Origin of the sequence: Mesorhizobium sp. ISC25, assembly GCF_042295465.1 — a bacterium.
Classification (GTDB): Bacteria; Pseudomonadota; Alphaproteobacteria; order Rhizobiales; family Rhizobiaceae; genus Mesorhizobium.
In genome coordinates, this window is the sequence record NZ_CP135441.1 from 5,605,247 (window position 1) to 5,630,000 (window position 24,754).

At 63.8% G+C, this 24,754-nt stretch carries 19 protein-coding genes and 1 pseudogene; 15 read left to right on the plus strand and 5 right to left on the minus strand.

All coding sequences use genetic code 11. The annotated features are described in order from the left end of the window. Nucleotides 1-4: 4 nt before the first annotated feature. A complete protein-coding gene (locus RQ479_RS27630) occupies nt 5-889 on the plus strand; it encodes a carbon-nitrogen hydrolase family protein (protein WP_376703112.1) in 885 nt (294 codons plus the stop codon). Next, nucleotides 886-1,310, plus strand: a pseudogene (locus RQ479_RS27635) (DUF1178 family protein). Before RQ479_RS27630 ends, RQ479_RS27635 begins: the two are co-directional and overlap by 4 nt. Nucleotides 1,311-1,453: 143 nt before the next feature. Here the strand turns inward: RQ479_RS27635 and RQ479_RS27640 are convergent. Next, nucleotides 1,454-2,254 (minus strand): SDR family NAD(P)-dependent oxidoreductase, encoded by an 801-nt coding sequence (locus tag RQ479_RS27640; protein WP_376703113.1) that lies wholly within the window; start codon nt 2,252-2,254, stop codon nt 1,454-1,456. Nucleotides 2,255-2,413: 159 nt separating this feature from the next. On the opposite strand from RQ479_RS27640, the gene RQ479_RS27645 reads away from it, so the two are divergent. Both RQ479_RS27645 and RQ479_RS27650 read left to right on the plus strand, forming a co-directional pair. Continuing rightward, nucleotides 2,414-3,634 carry a helix-turn-helix domain-containing protein gene (locus RQ479_RS27645; RefSeq protein WP_376703114.1) on the plus strand — a complete coding sequence of 407 codons (1,221 nt, stop codon included), beginning with the start codon at nt 2,414-2,416 and terminating at the stop codon, nt 3,632-3,634. A gap of 9 nt (nt 3,635-3,643) precedes the next feature. Next, nucleotides 3,644-4,297: a glutamine cyclotransferase gene (locus RQ479_RS27650; RefSeq protein ID WP_376703115.1), complete on the plus strand. Its 654-nt coding sequence runs from the start codon at nt 3,644-3,646 to the stop codon at nt 4,295-4,297. A gap of 38 nt (nt 4,298-4,335) precedes the next feature. Here RQ479_RS27650 and RQ479_RS27655 read toward each other — a convergent pair whose 3' ends face one another. After that, entirely contained in the window at nt 4,336-4,821 is a 486-nt protein-coding gene (locus RQ479_RS27655) for a MarR family winged helix-turn-helix transcriptional regulator (RefSeq protein ID WP_376703116.1), read from the minus strand. 101 nt (nt 4,822-4,922) lie between these two features. Between RQ479_RS27655 and RQ479_RS27660 the strand changes: the two genes are divergently transcribed. Beyond that, nucleotides 4,923-5,813 (plus strand): DMT family transporter, encoded by an 891-nt coding sequence (locus tag RQ479_RS27660; protein WP_376703117.1) that lies wholly within the window; start codon nt 4,923-4,925, stop codon nt 5,811-5,813. 67 nt (nt 5,814-5,880) lie between these two features. On the opposite strand, the gene ubiG is transcribed toward RQ479_RS27660, so the two are convergent. Continuing rightward, entirely contained in the window at nt 5,881-6,630 is a 750-nt protein-coding gene (gene ubiG, locus RQ479_RS27665; protein WP_376703118.1) for a bifunctional 2-polyprenyl-6-hydroxyphenol methylase/3-demethylubiquinol 3-O-methyltransferase UbiG, read from the minus strand. Between the two features lie 214 nt (nt 6,631-6,844). On the opposite strand from ubiG, the gene RQ479_RS27670 reads away from it, so the two are divergent. From RQ479_RS27670 to RQ479_RS27710, 9 genes are all read left to right on the plus strand, one after another. Further along, nucleotides 6,845-7,414 carry a putative glycolipid-binding domain-containing protein gene (locus tag RQ479_RS27670; protein ID WP_376703119.1) on the plus strand — a complete coding sequence of 190 codons (570 nt, stop codon included), beginning with the start codon at nt 6,845-6,847 and terminating at the stop codon, nt 7,412-7,414. A 199-nt stretch (nt 7,415-7,613) separates the two neighbouring features. Then, entirely contained in the window at nt 7,614-8,867 is a 1,254-nt protein-coding gene (locus tag RQ479_RS27675) for an aspartate kinase (RefSeq protein ID WP_376706029.1), read from the plus strand. 181 nt (nt 8,868-9,048) lie between these two features. Continuing rightward, nucleotides 9,049-11,319, plus strand: coding sequence for a phosphoenolpyruvate--protein phosphotransferase (gene ptsP, locus RQ479_RS27680; protein WP_292661374.1), 2,271 nt, complete (start codon nt 9,049-9,051; stop codon nt 11,317-11,319). Nucleotides 11,320-11,327: 8 nt separating this feature from the next. Further along, nucleotides 11,328-12,407: a peptide chain release factor 1 gene (prfA, locus tag RQ479_RS27685; RefSeq protein ID WP_352467613.1), complete on the plus strand. Its 1,080-nt coding sequence runs from the start codon at nt 11,328-11,330 to the stop codon at nt 12,405-12,407. Beyond that, on the plus strand, nt 12,400-13,278 hold the full coding sequence (gene prmC / locus RQ479_RS27690) for a peptide chain release factor N(5)-glutamine methyltransferase (protein ID WP_376703120.1): 879 nt from the start codon (nt 12,400-12,402) through the stop codon (nt 13,276-13,278). Before prfA ends, prmC begins: the two co-directional genes overlap by 8 nt. Nucleotides 13,279-13,609: 331 nt before the next feature. Next, nucleotides 13,610-14,569, plus strand: a complete 960-nt coding sequence (locus tag RQ479_RS27695) for a DUF4167 domain-containing protein (RefSeq protein ID WP_376703121.1) — start codon at nt 13,610-13,612, stop codon at nt 14,567-14,569. Nucleotides 14,570-14,806: 237 nt separating this feature from the next. After that, a complete protein-coding gene (clpB, locus tag RQ479_RS27700; RefSeq protein WP_376703122.1) occupies nt 14,807-17,413 on the plus strand; it encodes an ATP-dependent chaperone ClpB in 2,607 nt (868 codons plus the stop codon). A 130-nt stretch (nt 17,414-17,543) separates the two neighbouring features. Beyond that, on the plus strand, nt 17,544-17,909 hold the full coding sequence (locus tag RQ479_RS27705) for an MmcQ/YjbR family DNA-binding protein (RefSeq protein WP_352714090.1): 366 nt from the start codon (nt 17,544-17,546) through the stop codon (nt 17,907-17,909). Nucleotides 17,910-18,147: 238 nt separating this feature from the next. Beyond that, complete coding sequence (locus RQ479_RS27710) at nt 18,148-19,629, plus strand: L,D-transpeptidase family protein (RefSeq protein ID WP_352468702.1); 1,482 nt, start codon at nt 18,148-18,150, stop codon at nt 19,627-19,629. A gap of 166 nt (nt 19,630-19,795) precedes the next feature. Here RQ479_RS27710 and RQ479_RS27715 read toward each other — a convergent pair whose 3' ends face one another. Continuing rightward, on the minus strand, nt 19,796-20,428 hold the full coding sequence (locus RQ479_RS27715; RefSeq protein ID WP_376703123.1) for a TMEM175 family protein: 633 nt from the start codon (nt 20,426-20,428) through the stop codon (nt 19,796-19,798). Nucleotides 20,429-20,595: 167 nt separating this feature from the next. On the opposite strand from RQ479_RS27715, the gene RQ479_RS27720 reads away from it, so the two are divergent. After that, complete coding sequence (locus RQ479_RS27720) at nt 20,596-22,161, plus strand: MFS transporter (RefSeq protein WP_376703124.1); 1,566 nt, start codon at nt 20,596-20,598, stop codon at nt 22,159-22,161. A gap of 17 nt (nt 22,162-22,178) precedes the next feature. Here the strand turns inward: RQ479_RS27720 and RQ479_RS27725 are convergent, their stop codons facing one another. Next, nucleotides 22,179-24,137 (minus strand): M23 family metallopeptidase, encoded by a 1,959-nt coding sequence (locus RQ479_RS27725; protein ID WP_376703125.1) that lies wholly within the window; start codon nt 24,135-24,137, stop codon nt 22,179-22,181. Nucleotides 24,138-24,754 lie beyond the last annotated feature (617 nt).

Consider the following 24,754-nt stretch of genomic DNA (forward strand, 5'->3'; position numbering starts at 1 on the left):
GACCATGGGTGCCATCAAGTCGGGGGGTGCTTTCAAGGCGGCGGCGATCCAGATGCGTTCGGGAACCAGCCCGGAGCGCAATGCGGTCGATCTGGAACGGCTGGTGCGCGAGGCGGCAGGCCTTGGCGCGACCTATGTCCAGACCCCGGAAATGACCGGCGCTCTGATCCGCGACAGCCAAGCGCGGGCCGCTTCGTTCACCTCCGAAGACAAGGACATCGTCGTCTCGACGTCGCGGAGGCTGGCCAGCGAGCTCGGAATCTTCCTGCATGTCGGCTCGACCGCCATTCTGCGCGCCGACGGCAAGCTTGCCAACCGCGCCCTTCTGTTCGGGCCGGACGGCGCCACGATTGCCACCTACGACAAGATCCACATGTTCGATGTCGATCTCGACAATGGCGAGAGCTGGCGCGAATCCGCCGCCTATGAGCCAGGCACCGAGGCCGTCGTCACCGAAATCAACGGCGCGAAGCTCGGCTTTGCCGTCTGCTACGATCTGCGCTTTCCGCAGCTGTTCCGTGCCGAGGCGCTGGCCGGCGCCGATCTGCTTTCGGTGCCCGCCGCCTTCACCCGCCAGACCGGCGAAGCGCATTGGCATGTGCTGCTCAGGGCGCGCGCCATCGAGAACGGCGCCTATGTGGTTGCCGCCGCGCAAGGCGGAGTGCACGAGGACGGCCGCGAAACCTATGGCCATTCGCTGATCGTCGATCCCTGGGGCCGCATCGTCGCCGAGGCTGCCCATGACGAGCCGGCGGTGATCGTCGCTGAGATCGACCCGGCGCAGTCGGTCGCCGCGCGCAAGAAGATACCGAATCTCAAAAACGCACGCGATTTTGCCGTAAACGCCGGTCCGGCGGAGGCAATGCCGCTCAGGGGTGCCGCCTCTTGATCCGCTTTTCCCTGATCTGCGAGCACGAGCACGAATTCGAGGCCTGGTTCCGCAGCAACGACGATTTCGACACACAGAAGAGGCGCGGTTTCGTCGATTGCCCGGCCTGCGGCTCGCACAAGGTCGAGAAGGCGCTGATGGCGCCTGCCGTCTCGACCGGGCGCGACCAGGAAAAGATCGCGCTGGCCATGGGCGAGGCGCAAAAGCAGGCGCTGGCCAGCTCAAGGCCATGGCGGAGAAGGTGCGCGAGAACGCCGACTATGTCGGCGACAAATTTGCCGAGGAAGCGCGCAAGATCCACTTTGGCGAGAGTGATCCACGCGGCATCTATGGCGAGGCGACGCTGGAGGAGGCCAAGAGCCTCGCCGATGACGGCGTCGAGTTCTTGCCTATTCCAAGCTTCCCCGACGACCGCAACTGATCCGTCAACCTGCTCCAGACATAGCGAGGCATCTCTTCGCCAGGCAGCGCCGTGATCGTGAAAGTCGGCGCCGTCACCTGCGACAGCCGACCGGCTGCGTCGGGAGCGGCGATGCTGCCGCCCCTTCACCAGCGTTCGCAGTTTCAGGCCGAGCAGCAAGGATGGGCTTCTCGGGTAATCGTTTCGCTTTTTCCTTCATGCCCACTGCTTGACGGGCTTGCTTCACTGGACGGGCTTGCTTCCGCATAGGCTGCAAACTGGCGTTCAAGCGCCTTAACCGCACTGCTGCGCCAGCCCTCCGCCAGGGATTCCGACATGGGATCGGGGAAGATTTCCTCCTCGCCGTTCTCCACGCCGTCCAGGATTGCCCGCGCAACAGACTCCGGAGAGGCCTTCGCTATGTCCAGGCCCCGGGTCATGTCCGTGTCCACGGGGCCGGGAAGGACCCTGTGGACGCTGACACCCCGTCCGGCCAGGAGGGTGCGCAGCGACTGTGACAGGGAGAATGAGGCCGCCTTCGAGACCGAGTAGGCCGGACTGAACGGCACGGCGGCAATCGAGGCCAGCGACAGAATGTTGACGATGGCTCCCCGCGACCGGGCCAGCAACGGCAGCAGAGCCTGGGTAACGTCATACGAGCCGAAGAGGTTTACGGCGAGCTGTTGTTCGAGCACACGACGGTCGCTGAGGTCATCGAAGGGCGATACGCCGGCGTTGTTGATGAGGATATCGAGAGCATCGATCTTCTCGACGGCCGCCCGGATCTGCGCGGCATTGGTTACATCCATGGTCAGGGACGTCACGCGCCGGTCTGGGTGGGCCATGGTTTGGCGGGTTGCGGCATAGACACGCTTTACGCCTCTGCTCAGGGCTTCCTCGACCAGTGCCCGACCGATGCCCCGATTGGCTCCAGTCACCAGGATGGTTGAACCTTCGATCTTCATTGCGTCTCTCCTAGTGCTTATCGTTGCGTTCGAACTCAGTGCACAATCGCGCCGCAACTCAGGTTGGCTACAGTCGCCGTTGTCGATACGACTGGTTGGTGAGATGGACTTAGCGCCGGATGTCGAAGCCGTGGGAGTGACAAGTGTGACGGGATTCCGATGGACTCGCTGATCACGGCCGCGGCGCATGCGCTCGCGGCGGGCGATCCGCTCGGCGCCTTGAAACGGGTTGCGCTGCGCGACGATGCGCCGGCACTTGCGTTGCGCGGCATCGCGATGGCGCAGCTTGGCGACCTGAATAGGGCGAAGGTTCTCCTCAAGAGGGCGGCGCACGCATTCAGCCCGAGGGAGGCCGTGGCCCGCGCGCGGTGTATAGTCGCCGAGGCCGAGATCGCGCTCGTCTCGCGCGACCTTACCTGGCCGGCCAAGGCACTCGACGCCGCGCGGGCGACGCTTGAAAAGCATGGCGACCGCGTCAACGCCGCGCATGCGCGCAACCTCGAAGTTCGGCGCTTGCTGCTGATCGGCCATCTCGACGAAGCCGAGCGCAGGCTGGACGGCTTCGATCCCTCGCCGCTGCCGCCGGCATCGCGGGCCGCCCACGAGCTGGCTGTCGCCGGCATCGCCATCCGCCGCTTGCGGACCGGCCCTGCGCGCGCCGCACTTGGCCTGGCGGCGCGGGCGGCGCGCGCGTCCGGCATCCCCGCGCTGATGGCGGAGGTGGAGAGCGCATCGCTGGTGCTGGACACGCCGGCCGCACGCCTTGTCGTGCGTGGCGAGGAACGGCCCCTCCTGCTCGACGAAGTCGAAGCCCTCCTGGCGTCGGGGGCGCTCGTGGTGGATGCGTGTCGCAATGTCGTTCGAGTCGCAGACACCGTCGTCTCGCTGGCGACCCGACCGGTGCTGTTCGCGCTGGCCCGTGCGCTGGCCGAAGCCTGGCCGGGGGACGTGGCAAGATCGACGCTTATTGCGCGTGCTTTCCGCGGAAAGGACGCGGACGAATCACATCGCGCACGGTTACGGGTCGAAGCCGGGCGGCTTCGCGCGGAGCTTCGGACGTTGGCCGATGTGAGTGCGACGAAGCGGGGCTTTGCGCTGGCGCCGCGCCGCGCAGGTGAGGTCGTCGTGCTGGCGCCACCCGTCGAAGAAGAGCATGCCGCGGTGCTCGCCTTCCTCGCCGACGGCGAGTCTTGGTCGAGTTCGGCGCTGGCGATTGCGCTTGGGGCAAGTTCGCGTACCGTGCAGCGGGCGCTCGAGCAGCTCGCCCTCGCCGGTAAGGTGCAGTCGTTCGGCCGCGGGCGGGCGCGTCGCTGGATGACCCCGCCGCTGACGGGTTTCCCGACAATCTTGTTACTCCCCGGCCCACTGCCGGGCTACTAGGATGGAATCATGGAACGATCCGCAGCCGAAATCCTTCGAGAATATGGACCCTTTCCGGGTGTCGACCACGTGGACGGCGTTACCTTCGATGGCGAGCATGTCTGGTTTGCCTCAGGCGACAGATTGAACGCCTTCGATCCGGCGAGCGGCAAAGTGGTGCGCTCGATCGATGTCGCGGCACACGCCGGAACGGCTTTCGACGGCCAGTACCTCTATCAGATCGCGGAGGATCGCATCCAGAAGATCGATCCGAAGAATGGCCAGGTGCTGGCGTCGATCCCGGCGCCTGGCAATGGCGGTGATTCCGGGCTCGCCTGGGCCGAAGGAACGCTCTGGGTCGGGCAGCACCGGGGCCGAAAGATTCATCAGGTCGATCCCGAGACAGGAGCAATCCTTCGCACCATCGTTTCCAACCGCGTCGTTACCGGGGTCAGCTGGGTCGACGGCGAGCTGTGGCATGGCACCTGGGAGGGTGAGGAGAGCGATGTCCGGCGGATCGATCCTGAAACGGGAAAGGTCCTGGAGAAGCTCGATATGCCGCCGGGAACAGGCGTGTCGGGGCTCGAATCCGATGGCGGTGACCAGTTTTTCTGTGGCGGCGGAAACAGCGGCAAGATCAGAGCTGTTCGCCGGCCCAAACGAGGCTCGGCGGCCAAGATTTGAGCTTTTCCATCCCTCGGCCCGCCGCTTGGCCGGTTCGGTTAGCTCAGGCTCGCGATCAGTTTTTCAAGCAGGCGTGCCAGCATGGTCTGCTCCGGGCGTGTTAACCCAGAAAGTATCTGGTGCTCGTTGGCGACGTGGGCGGCCACCGCCTCGTCGATCAGAGCGAGGCCCTTCCCGGTCAGCTGCACGACAATGCCGCGGCGATCGTCGGGATGCGGCCCGCGCTTGATCAGGCCGGATTTCTCGAGCCGATCGAGGCGGTTGGTCATCGCGCCCGACGTCACCATTGTCGCCTCGTAGAGAGCCGTCGGTGTCAGCGCGTATGGCGGGCCGGAACGACGCAGCGTCGCCAGCACATCGAATTCTCCGGATTGCAGCCCGTAACTTGCAAACAGCGGCGCCAGCCGCTCTCGTGCGATCAGCGAGGCGGCCTCGCTCAACCGTCCGAGCACGGCCATTGGCGAGACATCGAGATCCGGCCGTTCCTTTTTCCATTGCTCGATCGCTTTTGCCGCGCGATCCATGTCTCTCACCGTTATGTATCTTGACGTGAAGAATCTTTATATTATCTTACCTCAGCTTGCGGTGTAGGCCAAGGGCCACGAACGGGCGACGGGACGGTGCGATGAAATTTCTCTGGGACTCGGCGCTTGGCCTTCTGGTCGTCACCGGCGGACTGCTCGGCCTGACGCTGCCGTTCGGCAAGATCGCGACGGCGGCCGGCGTGCCCGCCATGGTCTGGGCCTTCGTCATCTCGCTTGGTGCCGGCGGCGTGCTTTTGTGCGCATTGCTGCTCAACGGGAAGCGCATGCGGCTTACGCCGCACAGGCTGCGCTATTTCTTCGTCACCGCGGCCGTCTCCTACGCAATCCCCAATCTGCTGATGTTTTCAGCCATTCCGCATCTGGGTGCCGGCTACAGCGGCATCATGTTCACGCTGTCGCCGGTCGTCACGCTGGTGTTCTCGATGCTGCTCGGCGTCAGGCGCCCGACCATGCTGGGCATCGTCGGCATAGTCGTCGGTTTCGTCGGCGCAGTCATGGTGGCGGTGACGCGCGGCGAAGCGGGCCAGCCGGCCGAATTTTTCTGGGTGGCGATGGGCCTGCTCATTCCGGTCAGCCTCGCCGCCGGTAACATCTACCGCACCGTCGACTGGCCCGAAGGCACCGGCCCGATCGAGCTTGCCGTCGGCAGCCATCTGGCAGCAGCCTTGATGCTGCTTGCCGGCATTCTGGTCCTGCTGGGCGGCAATGCATTCGGCTCGCTCAGCGGCGTGCCGCTGGTCGCTGCGGCACAGGTGGCATCAGCCTCGGCGATGTTCGCCTTCTTCTTCCGGCTGCAAGCCGTTGGCGGCCCGGTCTATCTCAGTCAGATCGGTTATGTTGCGGCGGCGGTCGGGCTGTTTGCCGGGACGCTCTTCCTCGGCGAGCGCTATCAACTGCTGACCTGGGCCGGTGCCGTCATCATCACCGCCGGCGTGTTCATCACCACCAAGGCGCAAAGCCAGAAGACATAGGGGCCAGAAGACATAGGGGCCAGAAGACATAGGGGCCAGAAGACATAGGGGCCAGAAGGCGTAAGCTTCAGACGGATGCCTTCTCCGCCAGCACCACGTAGTTGACGTCCATGTCCTTCGAGCGCTGCCAGCGGTCGGCGAGCGGGTTGTAGGTGACGCCGGTGCGGTCGATGACGGTCAGGCCGGCGCCGGCAAGCGCCTTTTCCAGTTCCTCGGGGCGCACCAGCTTGCCGAACTGATGGGTGCCGCGGGGCAGCCAGCGCAGCACATATTCGGCGCCGATGATGGCCAGGCCCAGGGCCTTCAGCGTGCGGTTGATGGTGGCGACGAACATGATGCCGCCGGGCTTGACCATCTCGCCGCATTTGGCCAGGAACAGATCGACATCGGCGACATGCTCGACCACTTCCATGTTGAGGATCACGTCGAATTTTTCGCCGGCGTCGGCCAGATCTTCCGCAGTCGTTGCGCGGTAATCCACGCTCACGCCGACTTCCGCAGCATGCAGCTTGGCCACTTCGATGTTTGTGGCCGAGGCATCGGCGCCGACCACTTCGGCGCCAAGCCTCGCCATCGGCTCGCACAAAAGTCCGCCGCCGCAGCCTATGTCGAGGAAGCGCAGGCCTTCGAACGGCCGTGCCGCACGCGGATCGCGGCCGAAGCGAGCCGCCACCTGGTCGCGGATATAGGCAAGCCGGATCGGGTTGAACTTGTGCAACGGGCGGAACTTGCCGTTCGGGTTCCACCATTCGGCGGCAAGGGCGGAAAATCGTTCCACCTCTCCGGCATCGATCGTCGATCGTCGGGGCTCAGGCATGGCGTGGTCTCCTCGGACGCTAGGAAGTCGGGCGCGAGGCTGCGAATGTCAAGGCGCGAAATTCACCGCCGGCGGCGCGACGCGCGCGATGCCTGCCGGTGCCGCCTTTTGCCGGCTGCATTTGTGTCAGCACGTGTCAGTTGATGGTGTGCCGGAAGGAAACACCTAGGCTCTGGCGGACGAAGCAGAGACATCGGGTTCGGAGGAGTGCGCAATGATGCGAGCGGTAGCTTCCATTCTTTGGCACCGGCTTGACCAGGAAGGCCACGACGCTTGCCTGCTGTCGGAAGCGGGTTCCGGGTGGAACCTCAGGGGACACGCGCTTTTCGTCCATGACGGGAAGCCGTGCAGCATCGCCTACGAGGTGGACTGCGACGCCGATTGGCATACGCGCTCGGCGCGCGCCGACGGTTTTCTCGGCACGCAAGAGCTGCATTATGGCATCGACCGGCTTACCGAGCGCCAATGGACGCTGAACGGCGAGCATCAAGCGGAAGTCGACGGTCTCATCGATGTCGATCTCGGCTTCACGCCCGCCACAAACCTTTTGGCGCTTCGCCGTTTTGCCCTCGATGTCGGCACGGCGACGCCCGCACCGGCAGCCTATCTGACATTTCCCGAACTCAGGCTCGTCCGCCTCGAACAGACCTATCAGCGCGTCGATGCGGCACACTACGCCTATGCCGCGCCGATGTTCGGCTACAATGAGATGCTGGAGGTCTCGCCGCTCGGTTTCGTCCTCGACTATCCGCGCCTGTGGAGAGCCACGGCACAGCTGGGCTGAAGCGCGCACCATTGTGGCAAGAAGCAGTGCGGGCGCGATGCTGCGCTGGTGTGTCGCCCGGCCGGCAGCGGCGGCACGCCTTGCGAAACGACTATCATTTGGCTAAGGAGGCCGCGCATTGAGCGCCCGGCCGCAGCTTGGCGCATTTTTCCGCTCTTCGGCCTTCGGTCCGGCATCCAGTCAAAGGCATTTCGCTTCCATGGCGCGCATCGTGATGAAATTCGGCGGAACGTCCGTCGGCGACATCGCCCGCATCCGCAATGTGGCGCGTCATGTCAAACGCGAGGTCGATGCCGGCCATGAGGTCGCCGTCGTGGTCTCGGCGATGGCCGGCAAGACCAACGAGCTCGTGCAATGGACGCGCGAGGCCTCGCCGATGCACGATGCGCGCGAATATGACGCCGTCGTCGCATCCGGCGAGCAGGTCACCGCCGGCTTGCTGGCGATCGCGCTGCAGAATATCGGCGTGCATGCCCGCTCCTGGCAAGGCTGGCAGATTCCGATCAAGACCGATAACGCGCATGGCGCGGCGCGCATTCTCGATATCGACGGTGCGTTCCTGATCAAGCGCTTCGGCGAAGGCCAGGTGGCGGTGGTCGCAGGGTTCCAGGGCATCGGGCCGGACAATCGGATCGCAACGCTCGGCCGCGGCGGTTCCGATACCAGCGCAGTCGCCATCGCGGCGGCGGTCAAGGCCGACCGCTGCGATATCTACACCGATGTCGACGGGGTCTACACGACCGATCCGCGCATCGAGCCGAAGGCGCGGCGGCTGGCCAAGATTTCCTTCGAGGAAATGCTCGAAATGGCCTCACTGGGGGCCAAGGTCCTGCAGGTGCGCTCGGTCGAGCTTGCCATGGTGCACAGGGTGCGTACCTTTGTGCGGTCGTCCTTCGACGATCCCGATGCACCCGGAATGGGGGATTTGCTCAATCCGCCGGGAACGCTTATTTGCGACGAGGAAGAGATCGTGGAACAGCAGGTCGTCACCGGAATTGCCTATGCCAAGGACGAAGCGCAGATTTCGCTGCGCCGCGTCGGCGACCGGCCGGGCGTCGCCGCCGGCATTTTCGGGCCGCTGGCCGAGGCCAACATCAATGTCGACATGATCGTTCAGAACATTTCCGAGGACGGCAAGTTCACTGACATGACCTTCACCGTGCCATCCGGCGACGTCGACAAGGCGCTTGCCGTGCTCGAGCGGCTGAAGGCGACGATCGGCTACGATGTGGTGCAGTCGGAAGCCGGCATGTCGAAGGTCTCGGTCATCGGCATCGGCATGCGCAGCCATGCCGGCGTCGCCGCCACCGCCTTCAAGGCGCTGGCCGACCGCGCGATCAACATCCGCGCCATCACAACGTCCGAAATCAAGATTTCGATCCTGATCGACGGTCCCTATACGGAACTAGCAGTTCGCACTTTGCATTCCGTGTACGGTCTGGATAAGCAGTAGCAGACTGCATCGGCCCGAAATCGGGAGTCGATTTTCGGAAGGCAGGATGCAGCGGATCGAAAGTCTTGGAGCGGCCTTTATGCGTCCAATTGGACGATGGCGCTCTAATTGAGTTGTTGCGTTTGTGCCGCTGTGCAGGGCAACCTGCACCGGTTGAAACGCTATTGGAGAAGAAGCCGCGATGCGTGATTCGGCCAGTGGCCCGCGCGTTTTGCTGAAACGGCTCCGCGAGCTCATGCAAGAGCCGCTGGAGCCGCAGGAGCGGCTTGACCGAATCGTGCGCGACATCGCCTCCAACATGGTTGCCGAGGTCTGCTCGCTTTATGTTCTGCGCGCCGATTCGGTGCTCGAACTCTACGCCACCGAAGGCCTGAACCCGAACGCAGTCCACCTGGCGCAGCTCAGGCTGGGCCAAGGCCTGGTCGGCACGATCGCGGCCTCGGCGCGGCCGCTCAACCTCTCCAACGCGCAGGAGCATCCTGCCTTCGCCTACCTGCCGGAGACAGGGGAAGAAATATACAATTCCTTCCTCGGCGTGCCGGTGCTGCGGGCAGGGCGGACGCTCGGCGTTCTGGTCGTGCAGAATAAGACCATGCGCCATTATCGCGACGACGAGGTCGAGGCGCTGGAAACAACGGCGATGGTGATCGCCGAGATGATCGCCACCGGCGATCTGGAGCGGCTGACAAGGCCCGGCCTCGAGCTCGATCTGCGCCGCCCGGTAAGCTTTACCGGCCTGTCCTTCAACGAAGGCGTCGGCCTCGGCCATGTGGTGCTGCACGAGCCGCGTATCGTCGTCACCAACCTGTTCAACGAGGACAGCGAGGAAGAGGTCAGGCGGCTCGACGCGTCCCTCGGCTCGCTCAGGCTCTCCATCGACGACATGCTGGAGCGCCGCGACGTCGCCTTCGAGGGCGAGCATCGCCAGGTGCTCGAAGCCTATCGCATGTTCGCCAACGACCGCGGCTGGGTGCGCCGGCTCGAGGAGGCGATCCGCAACGGCCTGACGGCCGAAGCGGCGGTCGAAAAGGTGCAGAGCGACATGCGTGCCCGCATGCTGCACATGACCGATCCGTACCTGCGCGAACGGATGAGCGATTTCGACGATCTCGCCAATCGGCTGCTGCGGCAGCTGATGGGGCGCGGGCCGGAGGACGTCGCGGCCTCGCTGCCCAAGGACGCCATCATCGTCGCTCGCTCGATGGGGGCTGCCGAGCTGCTCGATTATCCCCGGGACAAGCTGCGCGGGCTGGTGCTGGAGGACGGCGCCGCGACCAGCCATGTCGTCATCGTGGCGCGGGCCATGGGCATACCCGTCGCCGGCCAGATGAAGGGCGCCGTTTCCATGGCGGAAAACGGCGATGCCATCATCGTCGACGGCGAGGAAGGCGCAATCCATCTGCGCCCGCAGCCCGACCTCGAGGCGGCCTATGCCGAGAAAGTGCGCTTCAGGGCGCGGCGGCAGGAGGTCTACCGCGAGCTGCGCAAGAAGCCGTCGGTGACCAAGGACGGTGTCCAGGTCGATCTTCTGATGAATGCCGGGCTGGCGGTCGATCTGCCGCAACTGGCCGAAGCCGGCGCGGCCGGCATCGGCCTGTTCCGCACCGAGCTGCAATTCATGGTCGCCTCGACTTTTCCGCGCGCCGAAGCGCAGGAGCGGCTCTATCGTGACGTGCTCGAGGCGGCGCGCGGCAAGCCGGTGACGTTCCGCACCATCGATATCGGCGGCGACAAGGTGCTGCCCTATTTCAAGGGCTCGATTCAGGAAGAGAACCCGGCGCTCGGCTGGCGCGCCATCCGCCTGACGCTCGACCGGCCCGGATTGCTGCGCACCCAGATCCGCGCACTGCTCAAGGCGTGCGGCGGGCGCGAACTGAAGCTGATGCTGCCAATGGTGACCGAACTCGGCGAGATCGCGCAGGCGCGCGAGATCATCGATCGCGAGGTGCGGCATCTGTCGCGTTTTGCCCATCATTTGCCGACCAGCCTGAAGCTCGGGGCGATGCTGGAGGTGCCGTCGCTGCTGTTCCAGCTCGACGAGCTGATGAAGGCGGTCGATTTCGTCTCGGTCGGCTCGAACGACCTGTTCCAGTTCGTCATGGCGGTGGATCGCGGCAACACCCAATTGTCCGACCGCTTCGACCCGCTCTCGACGCCGTTCCTGCGCGTCCTGAAGCAGATTGCCGACGCCGGGGCGCGCAACCATACGCCGGTGACCCTGTGCGGCGAACTGGCTGGCAAGCCGATTTCGGCGATGGCGCTGATCGGCCTTGGCTACCGCTCGATCTCGATGTCGCCGGCATCGATCGGCCCGGTCAAGGCGATGCTGACGGAACTGCCGCTCAGCGAGCTGGAAGCGTTCTTCGACGACAATCTGATGGCGCCGGCGCATGGCCTGCCGATGCGGGCGCTGCTGCAAGCCTTTGCCGACGACCGCTCTATACCGCTATAGACTTCGCCATGATCAACCTGCCCCGCGACCGTATGGATCAAGTCGTCAAGCGTTTCGACATGCTCGAAGCGCAGATGTCGGCCGGGCCGGCGCCGGATGCCTATGTCAGGATGGCCTCCGAATATGCCGACATCCAGGAGATGGCGGCAAAGATCAGGACACTGCGCGCCGCCGAGCGCGAACAGGCCGATCTGGAGGCGATGCTCGCCGACAAGGGCACCGACGCCGAGATGCGCGCCTTGGCCGAGGCCGACCTGCCGGAGGTCAAAGATCGCATCGAGGCGCTGCAGAAGGACATCCAGATCCTGCTGTTGCCCAGGGATGCCGCCGACGACAAGAACGCCATCCTCGAAATCCGCGCCGGCACCGGCGGCGACGAGGCGGCGCTTTTCGCCGGCGACCTGTTTCGCATGTACGAACGCTATGCCGCGGCGCATGGCTGGCGTTTCGAGACGGTGTCGGCCAGCGAAGGCGAGGTCGGCGGCTACAAGGAAATCATCGCCACCGTTTCGGGCAAGGGCGTCTTTGCCCATTTGAAGTTTGAATCCGGCGTGCACCGGGTGCAGCGTGTGCCGACGACCGAGGCGGGCGGACGCATTCATACCTCGGCGGCGACTGTCGCGGTGCTGCCGGAAGCCGAAGAGGTCGATATCGAGATCAGGGCAGAAGACATCCGCATCGACACGATGCGCGCCTCGGGTTCCGGCGGCCAGCATGTCAACACCACCGATTCGGCCGTGCGCATCACACATCTGCCGACCGGCATCATGGTGGTGCAGGCGGAAAAGTCGCAGCACCAGAACCGGGCGAAGGCCATGCAGATCCTGCGCGCCAGGCTCTACGACCTCGAGCGCAGCAAAGCGGACGAGGAACGTTCCGAATCGCGCAAGTCGCAGGTCGGCTCGGGCGACCGCTCGGAGCGCATCCGTACCTATAATTTTCCGCAGGGGCGCGTCACCGACCATCGCATCAACCTGACGCTCTACAAGCTCGACCGGGTGATGATGGGCGAGCTCGACGAGATCATCGACGCGCTGATTGCCGATCACCAGTCGAAGCTGCTCGCCGATATCGGCATCGATGGCTGACAGCCTGCCCGGCACGCTTGCGCCGCTGCTGCAGGAGGCGCGAAACCGGCTCGCCGCAGCCGGGGTTGCGGATCCGGCGCTCGATGCCAGGCTCATCGTCGAGCATTTTTCCGGCACCAGTCGCACGCAGGCCATCGCCGATCCCGGGCGAGCGGTCGATGCGGACGTGACGGCGGCAATCGAAGCCGCCTTGCGGCGGCGCATCGACGGCGAGCCGGTACACCGGATCCTTGGCTACCGCGAATTCTACGGCTTGCGCCTTTCGCTTTCGCCGCAAACGCTGGAGCCGCGGCCGGATACCGAAACGCTGGTCGAGGCTATACTGCCCTTCGTCAAGGCAATGGCGGCACGCGAGGGCGATTGCCGCATCCTCGATCTAGGGACGGGTACCGGTGCCATCGCGCTGGCGCTGCTCAGCGCCGTTCCGGCCGCGACCGCCACCGGCGTCGACATTTCGCAGGAGGCGCTGGCCACAGCCATGCGTAATGCCGGGGAATTGGGGCTCGCCGGCCGGTTCACGGCGCTCAAATCCGACTGGTTTGAAAAAGTTTCTGGCCGGTACCATGTAATTGTCGCAAACCCTCCCTATATACCCTCAGACGACATTGGAAATCTGCAGGACGAGGTCCGCGGTTTCGATCCACGCCAGGCCCTCGATGGCGGCGTGGACGGTCTGAGCTCCTACAGGAAGATCGCCGCAGGAGCGGCAGCGTATTTGGAACTCCAAGGCAGGATTGCGGTCGAGATCGGCCATACGCAGCACCAACAGATTACGGAGATATTCTCCGCGGCCGGGTACCGTTCGGTCGGGGTGTTTCGTGATCTAGGCGGAAACGACAGAGTTCTTGTGTTCGAACGGTGGAAGCCGTGATGCAGTGCGAAAAAAGCGCTTGGCAATACCGGGGAATGCGGCTAGGGTCGCCTTAACCGGATGAGACGAAGCAGGCAGTGCTCTTAGCGATTCGGTTTTCCTTGGAAATAGCTGCCTTCTTGCGCAAACGACGCCCAAGCTTCGTGCGGGAATCGTCCGGCAAGTGAAGTAACCGGAACAGGATGGCACGTGGCGCCAACGCAATTGATGCGGGCGAACGCCGGTGAAGGAACGAAACGGCTGGCCGCATGAGCGCCTCCGTTCGTGAAGAGTTTTTCGAAAATTTCAAAGTGAAGAGAGTCTAATGAGGCCACAACAGCAAAACAGGCGCATGCGCGGTCGCAACAACAATGGCGGCGGCGGCAACAACAATAACAACAACAACCGTAAGGGGCCGAATCCCCTGACGCGCAACTACGAGAGCAACGGCCCGGACGTGAAGATCCGCGGATCGGCTCAGCAGATTGCCGAGAAGTACGCAACCCTTGCCCGTGACGCGCAAAGCTCCGGCGACCGGGTGATGGCGGAAAACTATCTTCAGCATGCAGAGCACTATAACCGCATCATCGCAGCCGCTCAGGCGCAGATGCCGATCCAGAACGCCCAGCAGAATCGCGACGATTTCGACGATGATGGCGACGAGGATCGCGACGAGTTCGACAATGCCGGCAACAACAATGCCAACGAGACGTCGGGCTCGACCGTCAATCACGGGGCCGGCCCGCAGCCGGTCATCGATGGCACACCGGCCGAGCTGGCGCTGAACCAGGAGAACAGCCGCGACAATCGCGGCGGTCGCGATAACCGTGACGGCCGCGACAACAATGGCGGACGCCATCGCGACCGTCGCCCCAATGGCGGTTACGGCCAGAACGGCCAGCGCGGCGAGTATGGCTCGCGCGGCGAACAGGGTGGCCAGCGCGTCGAACAGCCACGGCGCGACGAGACGCCGGCGCAGGCGGAGCCCGTGCCGGCCGCTGAGCCGGTCTTTGTGGGTGAGCCCGCACCGCAATTCGACAATTTTTCGCCGGCGGGTCTCGCCGCCCAGGCCGAGCTCAACGAAGTCGCTGCCGAAAACAGCCCGGCCCGCCGCCCCAGGCGTCCGCGTCGCCCGCGCCTCGATGTCGAACAGGCAAATGGCGGCAACGACAACGACGGCCCTGACAGTGCCGGGACAAGCAATGCCAAGACGGGCAATGCCGAGACTGGCAATACCGACGCTGGCAATGTCGATGCAGCGCCGGCTGAAGGCCCCGGCGGTCAAGCTGTGATCGCAGACGTCGAGAATTGATCGAAAAAACGTTCAGCCGACCTTAGCGCATCCTTTACCCTGGACGGCGGAGAGAAATCTCCGCCGTTTTGTTTTGTGCGCTCGCGATATTATGCGTCCGCCAGTGTCGAGGCGTCTTGAGGGTCCGTGGTTTGCGTCCCATATCTTGCGTGAACAGGATCCGGCTCGAACGGGCGGGTCCGTCACCGCAATCTGATCCGGTGCCGCGAAGCGGGCCGGTGACGGAAGGAGACAGGCATGAATCTTGAAAAATATTCCGAGCGCGTGCGCGGCTTTATCCAGTCCGCGCAAACCATGGCGCTTTCCCGCAATCACCAGCAATTCACCCCCGAGCATATTCTCAAGGTCCTTGTCGACGACGACGAAGGCCTGGCTGCGTCATTGATCGAGCGCGCCGGCGGCAATGTCCGTGACGTCAAGCTTGGCGTCGAAACGGCACTGGAGGCAATGCCCAAGGTCGAAGGCGGCAATGGCCAGCTCTATCTGGCGCAGCCGCTGGCAAAGGCGTTTTCGACCGCCGAGGAACTGGCCAAGAAGGCCGGTGACAGCTTCGTCACCGTCGAACGGCTATTGCAGGCGCTGGCCATGGAAAAGTCGGCCAAGACCGCCGACATCCTGGCCAAGGCCGGTGTCACGCCGCAGGCGCTGAACCTGGTCATCAACGACGTACGCAAGGGTCGCACCGCCGATTCGGCGAGCGCCGAGCAGGGCTACGACGCGCTGAAGAAATACGCGCGCGACCTGACGGCGGACGCCCGTGCGGGCAAGCTCGATCCCGTCATTGGCCGCGACGACGAAATCCGCCGCACCATCCAGGTGCTGTCGCGTCGCACCAAGAACAACCCGGTGCTGATCGGCGAACCCGGCGTCGGCAAGACGGCGATCGCCGAAGGGCTGGCGCTGCGCATCGTCAATGGCGATGTGCCAGAATCGCTCAAAGACAAGCAACTGATGGCGCTCGACATGGGGTCGCTGATCGCCGGCGCCAAATACCGCGGCGAGTTCGAGGAGCGGCTGAAGGCGGTGCTTTCCGAAGTCACGTCTGCCGCCGGCGGCATCATCCTGTTCATCGACGAGATGCACACCCTGGTCGGCGCCGGCAAGGCGGATGGCGCCATGGATGCGTCGAACCTGCTGAAGCCGGCCCTGGCACGCGGCGAGCTGCACTGCGTCGGCGCAACGACGCTCGACGAATACCGCAAGCATGTCGAGAAGGATGCGGCCCTTGCCCGCCGCTTCCAGCCGGTCTTCGTCAACGAGCCGACGGTCGAAGACACCGTCTCGATCCTGCGCGGCCTGAAAGAGAAATACGAGCAGCACCACAAGGTGCGCATCTCGGATTCGGCACTGGTCGCGGCCGCAACCCTGTCCAACCGCTACATCGCTGACCGCTTCCTGCCGGACAAGGCGATCGACCTGGTCGACGAGGCCGCGTCGCGGCTCCGCATGCAGGTCGATTCGAAGCCCGAGGCGCTGGACGAGATCGACCGCCGCATCATGCAGCTCAAGATCGAGCGCGAGGCGCTGAAGGTCGAGAAGGACGATGCCTCGAAGGACCGGCTCGCCCGGCTCGAGAAGGAACTCTCGAACCTCGAGGAAGAATCGACCGAGCTGACCTCGAAATGGCAGGCCGAGAAGCAGAAGCTCGGGCTTGCCGCCGACCTCAAGAAGCAGCTCGACGAGGCGCGCAACGAACTTGCCATTGCCCAGCGCAAGGGTGAATTCCAGCGCGCCGGCGAACTTGCCTATGGCAAAATCCCGGAACTCGAAAAGCAGCTGAAGCAGGCCGAAGCCAGGGATGGCAAGGCCGGCATGGTCGAGGAAGTGGTCGGCCCCGACCACGTCGCCCACATCGTCTCGCGCTGGACGGGGATCCCGGTCGACAAGATGCTGGAAGGCGAGCGCGACAAGCTGTTGCGCATGGAAGACGAGGTCGGCAAGCGCGTCGTCGGCCAAGGTGAGGCGGTACAGGCGGTGTCCAAAGCGGTTCGCCGTGCGCGCGCCGGCCTGCAGGACCCGAACCGGCCGCTCGGCTCGTTCATGTTCCTCGGGCCGACGGGCGTCGGCAAGACCGAATTGACCAAGGCGCTGGCCAGCTTCCTGTTCGACGACGAGAGCGCCATGGTGCGTATCGACATGTCGGAGTTCATGGAGAAGCACTCGGTCGCCCGGCTGATCGGCGCGCCTCCCGGCTATGTCGGCTATGAGGAAGGCGGCGCGCTGACCGAAGCGGTACGGCGCCGGCCCTATCAGGTCGTGCTGTTCGACGAGATCGAAAAGGCGCATCCGGACGTTTTCAACGTGCTGCTGCAGGTGCTCGACGACGGCCGGCTGACCAACGGGCAGGGCCGCACCGTCGACTTCCGCAATACGCTGATCATCATGACCTCCAATCTCGGCGCCGAATATCTGGTCAATCTTGGCGAGGACCAGGATGTCGACGTCGTGCGCGACGAGGTGATGAATGTCGTCAGGGCTTCGTTCCGGCCGGAATTCCTCAACCGCATCGACGAGGTGATTCTGTTCCACCGGCTGCGCCGCCAGGATATGGGCCAGATCGTCCAAATCCAGCTCAAGCGGCTGGAAAACCTGCTTGTCGACCGCAAGATATCGCTTTCGCTCGATCAGGAGGCGATCGACTGGGTGGCGGCCAAGGGTTACGACCCGGCCTATGGCGCGCGGCCGCTGAAGCGGGTGATGCAGAAGGAATTGCAGGATCCGCTGGCGGAAAAGATCCTGCTCGGCGAGATCCTCGACGGCTCGACCATCAAGGCCACCGCCGGCTCCGACCGCTTGAACTTCCGCTCGAAGCCGGCAGTCGTGGCAACCGAGGCGGCCGCCTGACTTCAAGCCAAGTGCCTGTTCCATCCCGATCGAATCGGGATGGAACTCCTATCTTCAATTTTGACCATGATCTTTTCCGAAAAATCGGCCGACCTTCGGTTCATGGTCTAATACCACTGGCGGGGCGCAGATGACGTTGGACGACTACAACAGTTTCTGCGCCTCGCTGCCTTCGACGACCCACGTCGTGCAGTGGGGCGGCGCCCATGTCTGGAAAGTCGGCAGCAAGGTGTTTGCGATCGGCGGCTGGAGTGAAGGCAAGGAGCCGTTCGTCACCTTCAAATGCTCCGATATCGCCTATGACGTGCTGAGGGAACAGCCGGGCCTTCGGCCGGCGCCGTATCTCGCCTCGCGCGGCATGAAATGGATCCAGCGCCGGACAAGCGAAAGCATGGATGATGAGGCGCTGAAGGATTATTTGCGCGAAAGCCACCGTCTTGTCGCGCTGAAGCTGACGAAGCAGGCCCGCAAGGAATTGCGGCTCACTGTCGGATGATCGGCCAGAAATCCGCCATCTTCATGCCCGGTTCATATTGGAACCTTATGGTTGACAACTGATTTGCCGTCGAAGGGGTTCGCCTGCCGCATCGGCCCGAAGATCGAATTCGATGTTCGGAAAGCACGATGCGGAGATTTAGGCGTTGGAGCGACCTTTACGCGTCCGAAAGGACGCACGGCGCCCTACGAGGACAACGCCGACGGCGGCATTTACGGACCGGAGAATCTTGGCCATCATGTTGCGCACCATCTTCACCCTTTCAGCGCTTGCTGCCGGGCTGCTGGCGTCTAATGCGATGGCCTCACCCGTGGCGGACACCGCGCCGGGGGTTGTTCGCGCTGCCGATACGGGGGGCGTTCTGATCGCCCAGAATGGCAATCTCGATATCTACTACGACGCCAGGGGAAACCGCGTCATCGTCGATGCGGAGACCGGCAAGGTTATCGCCATCCAGCCGCCGCAGACCAGGCTCGACCGCCGTGCTTTGCGCCGTGAGCGCTTGCGCAATCTCGGGCCGGTCGAGGACGACCGCTATTATCTCGACGACCCGCAGGACATGGCGCGCTACCGCCGCAGGCAGTTGGAAGACGAGGGCAGGATCATCGTGCCGCCTGCCGACGATTACGACTTTAATGGCGACAATTCGGTGGAAGCCTTCCCCGAAGCGCCACGGGATGACGGCTACGGCAACGATTATCCGGAGGCAGCGCAGCCGGTGAAGCCGCGCACCATCGAGCGCCAGCCGCTCAACGAGGCCTCGATCGAGCCGGTCGAGCCGACAGTGCCGAACGAGCAGGCGGCCTTGCCGCCAGACACAGCCCCGCCGCCAGGCACTGGCGGCAGGACGGCGGTCGACCCGTCGCTTGCGCTCGGCGCCCGCGAGGACGTGGCGGCGCTGCAGGTGCTGCTCGACCGTGCCGGTGCGTCGCCCGGCGTCATCGACGGACGCTTCGGCTCGAATGTCGATAAGGCGCTCGCCGCCTATAACGAGATCACCGGCAGCAATCTGAAATCGACCGACGCGATCGGCATCCAGGCGGCCCTGGCGCAATCCGGCGGCGATGCCTTCGCCTCCTATACGATCACGCCCGAGGATGCGGCCGGCCCCTATGTCGCCTCGATACCGGAGGACTACAGCCAAAAGGCCCAGCTCGATCGCATGGGCTACACGTCGGTGCCCGAAGCGCTGGCCGAGCGCTTCCACATGGACGAGGCCTATCTGAAATCGCTCAATCCGGAGGCCAATTTCAATCGTCCAGGCACCATCATCAAGGTTGCCAATTTCGGCAGGCTGGTGGCGACGCCGGTGGCGCGCATCATCGCCGACAAGGCCAATAAGCAGGTCCGCGCCTATGATGCGGCGGGCAAGCTGGTCGCAGCCTATCCGGCGACCATCGGCTCGTCGGACACGCCGTCGCCGTCCGGCACGCATACGGTGTCGCGTGTCGCATTTGATCCGAACTACACCTATAACCCGAACATCAATTTCAAGCAGGGCGAAAACGACAGGATCCTGACCATCCCGCCGGGGCCGAACGGCCCGGTCGGCTCGGTCTGGATCGCGCTGGACAAGCCGACCTACGGCATTCATGGCACGCCGGATCCGTCCAAGATCGGCAAGACCGAAAGCCACGGCTGCGTGCGGCTGACCAATTGGGATGCGCGCGAGCTCGCCAAGATCGTGACGCCCGGCGTGACGGTGGAGTTCATCGAGTAGGGTATGTTGATACTCAGGTGATGCCGGCCTGCAAACGGCGGCTTCCTGCGCTTCCGGTGCTCACGTCCCCAAAAGTACGCTCCGCTCCGGTTCTCGGAAGCCACCATTTTCGACTCGGCCTGACCTGAATCTCAACACACCCTAAAGCGGACAGGCGTCGCTCCATTCAGCCGATGACCTTGCGCAGCAGTGGCGCGCGCAGCGCTGCCGCGTAGATCAACTGCACCACCAGGATGAAGCCGACGCTGAGCAACGGGCTGACCAGGCAGAGTGCAGCGCCGATCGCCCACAGGACCTGTGCCTTGACGATGCGCAGATAGACCGCTCGGGTGGTCTCCGCGTCGACACCTTCGGCCAGAAATCCATTCTTGTCCGCATAGCGCCAACTGGCGAGCAGCGTCAGGCCGAGCATCGAAAGATTGAGCCAGTAGACGAGCACCGCGGTTTTGTATTCGAGGAAGTCGGCCAAAAGATCGGTCGAGAACGGCAGCAAGGCGATGAAGCCGAGGAAGCAGAGGTTCAGCGTGGCAAGCCGCCGGTCGGATTTTGCAATCAGCCCGTGCTGCGCCTGCTGGCCAAACCAGAAGATGGTCAGCGTCAGGAAGCTGAGCGCATAGGTCAGGAAGCGCGGTGCCAGTGCTGTGATCGCGGCGATCAACTCGCTTTCGGAATGTACCGTTTCATGCGCCGGCACCCTGATCTCGAGAACGATCAGGGTGAGCGCGATGGCGAACACGCCGTCGGTGATGCCGACGACGCGCCCGCGTCCTTCCGCCGAGGGTTCGAGCGGTCGTTTCATGCGGCATTTCCCTTTGTCTGTAGCGCTGCGAGAAGCTTAGCACGGCATCTGCCGTTTGCACCCGGATCGGCGTGGCCCTGCCTGTGTGGCCAGGTTCGGGCTGGTTTCAACGAGAACAGCCAGCTGGCCGGTTGTCGCCGGCGCGCCGGCGATCTAGGTAAGGCGGCATGCACACGCCAACCAAAGTCGGTACCGGCGCCGTTCCCCTGACCGGCTCGCTTCCGGCCGATACGTTCTGTCCGCAGGCGCAGCGGCGGTTCGTGCTGATCGCCGCGATCCTGGCTTCCGCGCTCGGCTTCATCGACGGATCGGTCCTTGCCATTGCGACGCCGGCGATCCGCCTCGACCTCGGCGCCAGCCTTGCCGAGGCACAATGGATTTCCAATGCCTATGCATTGACGCTTTCAGCCCTCATTCTCGTCGGCGGCGCCGCCGGCGATCGCTTCGGCCTGCGCCACTCCTTTGTCGCCGGCATCGTCCTGTTCATCGCCGCCTCGCTCGCCTGCGCGTTAGCGCCTAACCCGGCGGTGCTTATTGCGTTTCGGGCTATCCAGGGTGTCGGAGCGGCCATCATGGTGCCGGGCAGCCTGGCCATTATCGCCAAAGCCTATCCAAAAAAGGAACGCGGGCGGGCGATCGGCATCTGGGCCGCGGCATCGGCACTGACGACGGCGCTCGGCCCGGTGCTGGGCGGCTTCGTGCTGTCGGCGTTCGGCGACGGCATCTGGCGGGCGATTCTCGCCATCAATCTGCCGCTTGGTCTTATCTCGATCTATCTTCTGCTGGCCAAGGTCCCTGCCGACGCGCCGGCGGAAAAGCGCAGCCTCGATCTCGGCGGCGCTGCACTCGCCATATTGGCGTTCGGAGCTCTCGCTTACGGCCTGACCTCGATGAGCGGCGAGGGGGAGGGGCTGATGTCCGGCCCGAGTATTGCCGCCGGTGCAGTTTTGCTCGTCGTATTCATCGTCTTCGAGCGCCGGCGGCGCGAGCCGATGATCGACCTGTCGCTGTTTCGGATCGGCGCGTTCGCGGGCGCCAATGTGGCGACCTTCTTCCTTTATTTCGCGCTGTCGGCCAATCTGTTCTATCTGCCGATGCTCATGATCGCCGGATGGGGGCTGAGCGCGGCCGAGGTCGGTTTCATCTTCTTGCCGCTGTCGGCATTGATCGCAGTGTTGTCCGGACCGGTCGGCCAGTGGTCCGACCGCATCGGGCCTCGCTTTCCGATCGCCAGCGGCAGTCTGGTTGTGGCTCTTGCCTTTGCCGGACTTGCCTTGCTGGCCTATTGGGGGATCCACAATTTCTGGATCGGGGTATTCCCGCTGATGGCTCTGATGGGGTTCGGCATGGCGCTGGTGGTATCGCCGCTGTCGACCGCCATCATGACGGCGGTCGAGGACAAGGATACGGGTGCGGCCTCGGGCATCAACAACGCCGTTTCGCGCATCGGCGGCCTGATCGCCGTGGCGGCGATGGGATCGCTGGCGGCCTGGGTTTATGCTGGTGTGCTCGGCACCGGTGCCGGCTCCGGGATTCCGGGCTTCGGCGAACCGCCGCCCGCCGGCCTGGCGCCCGGCCTCGATGCGGCACGACTTGCCGCCAGCGACGCGGCATTCGCCGCCGTTGCCGCGGTGACCGCACTGCTTTGCCTGCTTTCGGCAATCACCGCGTGGACGACGGTTTCCGGCGAGCGGCTGCCATGGGCGCGCGACACGGCGAATCAGCAGAGCTGACGACGAAAAACGTCGACTCAGCCTTCGATCTTGGCGCTCGCTACCTTCAACTGATTGCTGTCTTCCTGCTTGAGCAGGTCGTCGATGCGTTCGCGCTCGCGCTTGAAGGCGACGAGGTCGTCGCCCTTCAGCGTCTTGCCGACCGGCAGGCGGACGCGCATCGAATCGACCTTGGTGCCGTTGACGATCAGTTCGTAATGAAGGTGCGGACCGGTGGAGAGGCCGGTTGAGCCGAGATAGCCGATAACCTGACCCTGGCGAACGCGAACACCCTGCTCGATGCCTTTAGCAAAAGCGCTCTGGTGATTGTAGGACGTCTCATAGCCATTGGCGTGACGCAAAATGATCTGCTTGCCATAGCCGCCGGCCCAGCCGGCCTTTTCGACGACGCCGTTGCCCGCGGCAATGATCGGCGACCCTACCGGAGCTGCCCAGTCGGTGCCGGTATGCATTTTCACATACCCCAAAATGGGGTGACGCCTGGCACCGAACCCGGACGTAAATCGGCCATTGGGCAAGGGATTGCGCAGCAGAAACTGCTCGGCGCTGCTGCCGTTTTCGTCGAAGTAGTCGCTGCTGCCGTCCTGCATCTGGAAACGGTAGAAATTTCGCCTCGTGCCGCCGAAAGTCGCGGAGACGTAAAGCAGCTCGGATTCGTCGGACGCCTGGTCGTCGCCATCGGGCTGCGAGAACAGCACCTCGATACGGTCCGTGGGATTGAGGCGCGACTGAAAGTCGACACTGGATGCCAGCAACTTGATCAGCCGTTGCGTCATCGCCTTGGACATGCCGTAGGAATAGGCGGTGCGGTAGATGCCGTCATAGACGTTCGGCAGATTGCCGCGCACTATTGGCGCAGGCGAATCGTCGAACGCCGTCAGCAATTCGGGATTTGGCTCCGGCTCCTGCGCCGGCACGTACTGGTCGTGGTCGTCGAGCGCGATGGTGACGATGTGCTGGGTCCTGTCGTAAACGCTGGTGCGAACGATCTTGGCGGCGTCGCCATGGACCTCGAGCCCAACGCGCAGCACGGTTCCTGCCTTGAGGGCCGTGGCATTCAGCAATTTGGCGATCGCCTCGGCCATTCCGGTGGCATCCTCGCCGGTATAGCCTGAATCGGCGAAGGCCTCGGCAATGTCGAGATCCTTGGTGAAGGGGATGATTTCCTCGGCGAAAGCCGGCGCCTGGTCTTCAATGGCGTCACGCGGCGACACCGAGACGTTTTCCGGGACGATCTTGACGTCATAGGAGCCAGCCATGCTTTCGGCGAAGCCGTCACCGAATCGCTGCGGGTCGACATAATGCAGCGAAGCGACCTGGACAGCGCCGTCGCTCAGATCCGTGCCGGCCTCGCGCACCACCTTTTCCACCTCGTCGGCAGAAAGGTCGCTCTTTTCGTCGAAGGCCGCTGTCTCGATCGGGAAATCGACGGTCTTCAAGCTCATCTCGCTTTCGACCTTGGCGCCATAGATCTGGCTGGCGGTGGCGGCTGCCGGCTGGGCGGCATTGTCGTCGCCATTGCCAAACACCAGCATCGGGTCGAAAGGCGGATAGGCCCGGCTGGTCGTGTGACCGGCGGCAAGCGCCATCTTGATCTGCACGAAAGGCATGGTGTGGATGACATCGCGGTCGCCAACCTTGGTCACCATCGACACTTCCATGCGCCGGCGATCCTTGGCCTTGGCGATCTGGCGCAGCGCCACCAGCCTGGTCGTCTTGGCGACCTCACCGGAATCGTCGCCACTGGCAAGGCTGATCAACTCGGCGATCTCTGGCGGGGTCGCCAACTGCTGGCGGCCGTCAAGCGCTGCAAACAGCGCCACGCCCATCAGCACGCTCGAGGTCACGCCGGTAAGGAAGGTGCCCGACAGCCAGCGCGCCGAAACCTCGCGCCGGTCGGGAGGGCCGCTGCGGCCGTCCGCGATCAGCGGCGGCTCGTTGCCGAGGTCGGCTATGACATCTTCCGTGTCTGGCATCCAGAAAGGCTGCTTCTTCCCCGGGGCGGAACGGCTTGTCGTTCTTGTTGTGGCCATGACATTTGCCTGTCACGGCGGGTGAAGTCAACGAAGCGCCTGGCCCCGGCCGAAATCCCCAATCACACGTCTGTCTCTATGGGTTCTCTTTAGTCTCTTATAGGAAGCGCCTGGGAGGCGCCGTTTGGTCTCTTATAGAAAGCTCTGCGCGGGTGGCGCTTTCGCCTGCTTCGTTGGCCTTGGTGTCAAACCGCAATACGGCGGCAATAGGGCTCCACTGCGACAGCCGGCTTTGTTGTCCCCATGCCGCAGCGGCAGTCGGCTACAGAAAAGCGGCGCCCCAACTTTCGTCGCAAAAAATTCAAAAAAGTTCGAAATCGCTGTTGACACTTTGGACGCCCCCCGACTATATACGCCTCAACAACGAGGGCGGCGCGCCGCTGGCGACGAAGAAGTTCGCTTCTAAATCTGCCCTCCGCGAAATTCAAGAGAGCCGCGTGAGCGACACTCGACAGGCCCCGAAGCCAAAAGCGTAACGGGCCACGACACTGCGTCTGCAGAGTCTGTTCTTTGAAAATTGAATATTGAAGAAAGAGAAACGTGGGCGGCAGAGTCCTGCT

Coding starts and splice junctions, on each gene's coding strand:
- RQ479_RS27630 (WP_376703112.1), top strand. CDS start 5: ATGGGTGCCATCAAGTCGGGGGGTGCTTTCAAGGCGGCGGCGATCCAG.
- RQ479_RS27640 (WP_376703113.1), bottom strand. CDS start 2,254: ATGAAGATCGAAGGTTCAACCATCCTGGTGACTGGAGCCAATCGGGGC.
- RQ479_RS27645 (WP_376703114.1), top strand. CDS start 2,414: ATGGACTCGCTGATCACGGCCGCGGCGCATGCGCTCGCGGCGGGCGAT.
- RQ479_RS27650 (WP_376703115.1), top strand. CDS start 3,644: ATGGAACGATCCGCAGCCGAAATCCTTCGAGAATATGGACCCTTTCCG.
- RQ479_RS27655 (WP_376703116.1), bottom strand. CDS start 4,821: ATGGATCGCGCGGCAAAAGCGATCGAGCAATGGAAAAAGGAACGGCCG.
- RQ479_RS27660 (WP_376703117.1), top strand. CDS start 4,923: ATGAAATTTCTCTGGGACTCGGCGCTTGGCCTTCTGGTCGTCACCGGC.
- ubiG (WP_376703118.1), bottom strand. CDS start 6,630: ATGCCTGAGCCCCGACGATCGACGATCGATGCCGGAGAGGTGGAACGA.
- RQ479_RS27670 (WP_376703119.1), top strand. CDS start 6,845: ATGATGCGAGCGGTAGCTTCCATTCTTTGGCACCGGCTTGACCAGGAA.
- RQ479_RS27675 (WP_376706029.1), top strand. CDS start 7,614: ATGGCGCGCATCGTGATGAAATTCGGCGGAACGTCCGTCGGCGACATC.
- ptsP (WP_292661374.1), top strand. CDS start 9,049: ATGCGTGATTCGGCCAGTGGCCCGCGCGTTTTGCTGAAACGGCTCCGC.
- prfA (WP_352467613.1), top strand. CDS start 11,328: ATGATCAACCTGCCCCGCGACCGTATGGATCAAGTCGTCAAGCGTTTC.
- prmC (WP_376703120.1), top strand. CDS start 12,400: ATGGCTGACAGCCTGCCCGGCACGCTTGCGCCGCTGCTGCAGGAGGCG.
- RQ479_RS27695 (WP_376703121.1), top strand. CDS start 13,610: ATGCGCGGTCGCAACAACAATGGCGGCGGCGGCAACAACAATAACAAC.
- clpB (WP_376703122.1), top strand. CDS start 14,807: ATGAATCTTGAAAAATATTCCGAGCGCGTGCGCGGCTTTATCCAGTCC.
- RQ479_RS27705 (WP_352714090.1), top strand. CDS start 17,544: ATGACGTTGGACGACTACAACAGTTTCTGCGCCTCGCTGCCTTCGACG.
- RQ479_RS27710 (WP_352468702.1), top strand. CDS start 18,148: ATGTTGCGCACCATCTTCACCCTTTCAGCGCTTGCTGCCGGGCTGCTG.
- RQ479_RS27715 (WP_376703123.1), bottom strand. CDS start 20,428: ATGAAACGACCGCTCGAACCCTCGGCGGAAGGACGCGGGCGCGTCGTC.
- RQ479_RS27720 (WP_376703124.1), top strand. CDS start 20,596: ATGCACACGCCAACCAAAGTCGGTACCGGCGCCGTTCCCCTGACCGGC.
- RQ479_RS27725 (WP_376703125.1), bottom strand. CDS start 24,137: ATGCCAGACACGGAAGATGTCATAGCCGACCTCGGCAACGAGCCGCCG.